Here is a 5364-nt window from a genome sequence, read left to right on the forward strand (position 1 = left end):
CCTCCCGTCCGGCCCGGCCGTCCCGCGCGTGACCAACTCCGGCCCTGCGGCTCCGACCGGCCCGGCCGTGCCGACCAGCCCTGGTCCGGCGAACACGACCGTGGCGGGGCCCGTCAGCCCGCGGGCGTCGGCGGGCCCGGCTCGCACCACGGGCCCGAACGTCTCCACGATCCCTGGTGCCCCCGCGAGCCCGGGCGCAGCAACCGCGAGCCCGGCCGTCCCCGCGGCCCCGGCGAGCCCGGCCCGGTCCGCCGACCCGGCCCCGCCCGGCAGGCCGGTATCCGCCTCCCCGTCCGCCCCCCGGTCCGCGGTGGCCGCGGCGCCGACCTCCGGATCGACGTCCCCGGCGCCGTCACCTGTCTCGAAGCCTGCTGTCTCGAAGCCGGCTGTCCCGACGTCGCACGTCCCCGAGGCGGCGGCCGCCCCCGCGGTGCCCCCTGCGCCGCATTCCCCCACTCCGGCGCCCACCACGGCGGCGCCCACCACGGCGACACGGCCCGCGAACTGTCCCACCGGCCCCGTCACGCTCCAGGCCACCGCGTCGCGGGCCCTCCCGGCCGGCGGCCTGCTGCTCCGTTTCGCCCTGCCCGGCGCACCGGCGGGGTGCGCGGTCACCGCCGCGACGCTGCGCCTCGACCCGGGTCCCGCAGGCCGCGCCGTCGCACTGACCGTCCGCAGGGTGTCGGCCCCCTGGTCCGCGACGACGCTCACCGCGCCGCCCTCGGTCGGGCCCCCGGTCGTCTCGGCCCCCGCCCCGGGCCCCCGGACCTGGTCGGTCACCGGGCTCGTCGCCGCGTCCTACGCGGGCCCGGACGAGGGCCTGCTGGTCCGGGGAGCCGGGACACCGGCCGCTCCCGTCCGGTTGACGATCACCTTCGGCTGAGCGCCCGGCGCGGCCCGGCGCGCACGGGCCTACCCTGGGGGGTGTGAGCATGCACCACCCCGCACCCGGCCACCCCGACCCGTCGAGCCCGTGGGTCTTCGGCACCCGGGAGCTGGGCAGGCGACCCGGGGCGATGAAGCCCTACGCCCGCACGATCCCGGCTCCCGCCGAGCCCGCCCGGCTCGGCCTCGACACCATCGCCGTCCCCGCTGACACGCCCGTCGAGCTGAGCGTGCGCCTGGAGTCGGTCACCGAGGGCATCTACGTCTCCGGCACCGCCCACGCGGCGCTGGAGGGCGAGTGCGCCCGCTGCCTCGACCCGCTGACCGACGAGATCGACGTCGAGATCGGCGAGCTGTTCGTCTACCCGGACACCGTCACCGACGAGACCACCGAGGCCGACGAGCTGCCGCGCGTGGTGGACGACTACGTCGACGTCGAGCAGACGGTGCGGGATGCGCTGGTCCTGGCCCTGCCGCTGGCCCCGCTGTGCCGTGAGGACTGCCCCGGACTGTGTCCCGACTGCGGCGAGAAGTGGGCCGACCTCGCGTCCGACCACGGGCATGAGATAGTAGATGCTCGATGGGCCGCTCTCCGTGAGCGCCTCTCTGCCGACTGAGCACCCCCAGTCGGGAATCCGAGTACTGCTAGGAGATCTACCGTGGCTGTCCCGAAGCGCCGGATGTCGCGGTCGAACACGCGCTCACGTCGGTCGCAGTGGAAGGCCACTGCTCCTACGCTCGTCGCCTGCTCGAACCGCGCCTGCCGGGCCACCAAGCCCCCGCACGTCGCCTGCCCCACCTGCGGCACCTACGACGGCCGCCAGGTCATCAGCCCGGCCTGATCGCCGGTAGACGCATGGCGGAGCGTGGCTCAGTGGGGCCGGTGGTCGACCGCGGGCCCCTTCTCGCGTCCCTCGGTGTCGAGATCGAGGAGGGGCTCCTGACCCTCGCGCTGACCCACCGGTCGTACGCGTACGAGAACGGTGGCCTGCCCACCAACGAGCGCCTGGAGTTCCTGGGCGACTCGGTGCTGGGCATCATCGTCACCGAGCGGCTCTACCGTGATCACCCGGATCTGCCCGAGGGGCAGCTGGCCAAGCTGCGGGCGAGTGTCGTCAACATGCACGCGCTCGCCGGGGTGGCCGCCACGCTCGGCGGGGAGGACGGCCTCGGTGCGTTCCTCTATCTGGGTCGCGGCGAGGAGATGACCGGTGGCCGCGGCAAGGAGAGCATCCTGGCCGACGCCACCGAGGCCCTGATCGGCGCGGTGTTCCTCGAACACGGCCTCGAGACGTCGCGGGGTCTCGTCCACCGGCTCTTCGACAGGCTGCTGCAGGGCGCCCCGCTGCTGGGGGCCGGGCTGGACTGGAAGACGAGCCTCCAGGAGCTCACGGCGTCGGCCGATCTCGGCGTGCCCGAGTACAAGATCGCCGAGGACGGCCCGGATCACCTCAAGGTCTTCACCGCCACCGCGGTCATCAGCGGTCGCGAGCTGGGCACCGGCGAGGGGCGCACGAAGAAGGAGGCCGAGCAGAAGGCGGCCGAGCTCGCGTGGCGCGCCCTAACCGCCGAGGCCGCCTCCGGCAACACCGCCGCCGCCTCGTAGAACCGCGGCGTCGCCGCCAGTGCGCGGACACAGTGGACCTGGTCCACTTCTCCGCGCATGACCACCGGAGGTGCGTCGTGCCCGAGCTTCCCGAGGTCGAGGTCGTCCGTCGTGGCCTCGCCGACCACGTCCTCGACCGGCAGATCGCGTCCGTCGACGTCGCGCACCCGCGCGCGGTACGGCGTCACACCGCCGGCGGTGATGACTTCGCCGCCCGCCTGACGGGCCGCACCATCACCGGCGCGCGTCGCCGCGGCAAGTACCTCTGGCTCGACCTCGACGGCGGTGCCGCGGGTGACGACGCCGTACTGGCCCACCTCGGCATGAGCGGGCAGATGCTCGTCGTCGATTCGGGTCGGGACGACGAGAAGCACCTGCGCATCCGCTTCCGCTTCGCCGACGACGGCCCCGAGCTGCGGTTCGTCGACCAGCGCACGTTCGGCGGGCTGTCGGTGCACCCGCTGGTGCCCGCGGTGGGCGGGGGGCTGCTGCCCGAGCCGGTGGCCCACATCGCCCGCGACCCGATGGACCCGGCGTTCGACCTCGACGCCGCGGTGGCGGGCATCCGCCGCCGCCGCACCGGGCTCAAGCGTGCCCTGCTCGACCAGACCGTCGTGTCGGGCATCGGCAACATCTACGCCGACGAGGCGCTGTGGCGGGCCCGGCTGCACTGGGCCCGCCCCACCGAGATGATCACCCGCAAGCAGGGCCACGAGGTGCTCGGTGCCGCCGCTGAGGTGATGGACGCGGCGCTGGCGGCCGGTGGCACCTCGTTCGACACGCTCTACGTCAACGTGAACGGCGCCTCGGGCTACTTCGACCGCTCGCTGGACGCCTACGGCCAGGCCGACCGGCCGTGCCGCCGGTGCGGCACGCCCATCCGCCGGGACGCGTTCATGAACCGCAGCTCGTTCAGCTGCCCCCGCTGCCAGCCCCGCCCGCGCCGCGCCCATCCCTGAGGACCGCGCCGTCACGATGGTGTACCGGGGTGCGCACCACTACGCGATGCGTAGTACGTCCGGCACGGGGCCGCGCCGCCCTGACGGCACCGGTGGTGGGCACGGTCCTGGTCGGGGGCGGGACCCTTGGTCCACAGCCCGCTCGCGCTGCTCGGGTCGTCGTCGCCGCCGTCGGGTTCGCGCTGGTGCTGGCCGACGGGCCGGGGCCTCGTCCGTCCGTTCGACGCCCACGGAAACCTCTCAGCAACGTCTACCTGTTCGATCAGGACGGCAGGGGCTCGACACGAGCGCGTCCGGCACCTGCGACGGAGCAGGCACTGAGGCTGCGCGGAGTTCGGCTCCGTACCCGCGCGGCACGCGGCAGTACGACCCGCGGACGGGTGGCCGCACGGTGGTCCCGCCCGCCCGCCCGCCCGCCCCGCCGGCGGTGGTGCCGACGTGGGTGGCGGTGCCCACCACCACGCCCCGGTGATCGTGGAGCAGCGTGGGGTCTGCTCGACGGTCACCGGGCGGGGTGGCGCCCTCACCGGGAGCCTCCCCGTGCGGCCGGCTAGAGCCAGCCCTTGCGCTTGAACGCGATGTACAGCGCCAGGCCGAGCAGGACCATCAGTGCCACGGCGTAGGGATAGCCGTAGGCCCACGCCAGCTCGGGCATGATCTTGAAGTTCATCCCGTAGAGCGATGCGACGAATGACGGGGCGAAGAAGATCGCCGCCCACGACGAGATGCGCTTGACCTGCTCGTTCTGGTCGAAGCCGGCCTCGGTCATGCGGGCCATCTCGTCGTTCTGGCGCTGCGCGACCAGCGAGGCGTTGACCTGCAGGATGTTGGTGAGCAGCTGCCGGAAGCCGTCGGTGCGCTCCATGACGCGGGTGGCGTGGTCGACCACGTCGCGCAGTGCGCGCCGCAGCTCCAGATCGGACGCGGTGGCGCGCTCCTTCAACCGGTCGCGGAGCTCGCGGAACAGGTCCTCCAGCGGTTCCACCGCACGCTGGAACTCGATCACCTCGCGGGTGAGGGTGTAGATGCGCTTCGAGACGCCTGGGTCGCCGCCGAACACCTGCACCTCGATCTCGTCGACGTCGTTCTGCAGGCCGTCGAGCACGGGCCCGTAGTCGTCGACGATCTTGTCGAGGATGGCGTAGAGGACGGCGAACGGGCCCTGCTCGAGGAGCTCGGGATCGCCCTCGAGGCGGTGCCGGACCTCCTTGAGGTCCGGCTCCTCGGCGTGGCGGATGGTGATCACGAAGTCGGGGCCGAGGAACAGGTGGATCTCGCCGAGCTCGACGACCTCCACCGAGTCGACGTACCGGGCGGGCCGCAGCACCACGAACAGCGTGTCGCCGTAGCGCTCCAGCTTCGGGCGCTGATGCGCGTTGATCGCGTCCTCGACGGCGAGGTTGTGCAGCCCGAACTCCTCGGCCACGGCCTTGATCTCGGTCTCGTCGGGACGCAGCATCCCGATCCAGCAGAAGCTGTGGCCCTCGTCGGGGCATGCCCGCAGCTCCTCGAACGTGTGGTCCAGCGAGTTCGGGACGACGGCCCGCTTCCCGTCGATGTAGATCGCGTTGTCGACCACCGACATGCGCAGCTCCTGCCTGCTGAGGCCCCTGGTGGGGCACAGCGCAGGTTAGCGGCGGAGTGCGACGCCCGCCCGGGCGCGGCGTGACGCGACGATGACGGCACGGGTGACGGCGTGGGCGACGAGGGCTGCGCCGGCCGCCATGCCGAGCGCGAGCAGGTCGGCGCGGCCGTCGTGCAGGGTGCCGAGGCGGTGCAGTACGAACCCGTCGTAGCAGCCCCACATCTGCACGGCCGCGATCACGCCGCCGACGGCGGTGGTGGCGCTGCCCAGCCACAGCGCCGCGGCGATGATCAGCACCAACCCGACGACCGGGCCGCCGCCGAAGGGCC

Annotated in this window: 7 protein-coding genes and 1 pseudogene; 5 read left to right on the forward strand and 3 right to left on the reverse strand. The window is 73.4% G+C overall.

The window, feature by feature from the left end:
• A pseudogene (locus JWR81_RS16785) lies at window positions 1-615 on the reverse strand (hypothetical protein); the annotation flags it as partial.
• A gap of 64 nt (window positions 616-679) precedes the next feature.
• Here JWR81_RS16785 and JWR81_RS16790 point away from each other — a divergent pair.
• From JWR81_RS16790 to mutM, 5 genes are all read left to right on the forward strand, one after another.
• Window positions 680-883, forward strand: a complete 204-nt coding sequence (locus JWR81_RS16790; protein ID WP_297652990.1) for a hypothetical protein — start codon at window positions 680-682, stop codon at window positions 881-883.
• Window positions 884-932: 49 nt separating this feature from the next.
• Entirely contained in the window at window positions 933-1502 is a 570-nt protein-coding gene (locus tag JWR81_RS16795) for a YceD family protein (RefSeq protein ID WP_297653005.1), read from the forward strand.
• A 42-nt stretch (window positions 1503-1544) separates the two neighbouring features.
• On the forward strand, window positions 1545-1727 hold the full coding sequence (gene rpmF / locus JWR81_RS16800; RefSeq protein WP_297652993.1) for a 50S ribosomal protein L32: 183 nt from the start codon (window positions 1545-1547) through the stop codon (window positions 1725-1727).
• Between the two features lie 41 nt (window positions 1728-1768).
• Window positions 1769-2491 carry a ribonuclease III gene (rnc, locus tag JWR81_RS16805; RefSeq protein ID WP_297653008.1) on the forward strand — a complete coding sequence of 241 codons (723 nt, stop codon included), beginning with the start codon at window positions 1769-1771 and terminating at the stop codon, window positions 2489-2491.
• A gap of 77 nt (window positions 2492-2568) precedes the next feature.
• Window positions 2569-3450 (forward strand): bifunctional DNA-formamidopyrimidine glycosylase/DNA-(apurinic or apyrimidinic site) lyase, encoded by an 882-nt coding sequence (mutM, locus tag JWR81_RS16810; RefSeq protein ID WP_297652996.1) that lies wholly within the window; start codon window positions 2569-2571, stop codon window positions 3448-3450.
• Between the two features lie 550 nt (window positions 3451-4000).
• On the opposite strand, the gene corA is transcribed toward mutM, so the two are convergent.
• Together corA and JWR81_RS16820 are read right to left on the reverse strand one after the other, a co-directional pair.
• Window positions 4001-5035, reverse strand: a complete 1035-nt coding sequence (gene corA, locus JWR81_RS16815) for a magnesium/cobalt transporter CorA (RefSeq protein WP_297652999.1) — start codon at window positions 5033-5035, stop codon at window positions 4001-4003.
• A 45-nt stretch (window positions 5036-5080) separates the two neighbouring features.
• Window positions 5081-5364, reverse strand: a 284-nt coding sequence (locus JWR81_RS16820) for a hypothetical protein (RefSeq protein ID WP_297653002.1), incomplete at its 5' end; no start/stop codon positions are given.

Origin of the sequence: Pseudonocardia sp., from assembly GCF_025965585.1 — a bacterium.
Classification (GTDB): domain Bacteria; phylum Actinomycetota; class Actinomycetes; order Mycobacteriales; family Pseudonocardiaceae; genus Pseudonocardia.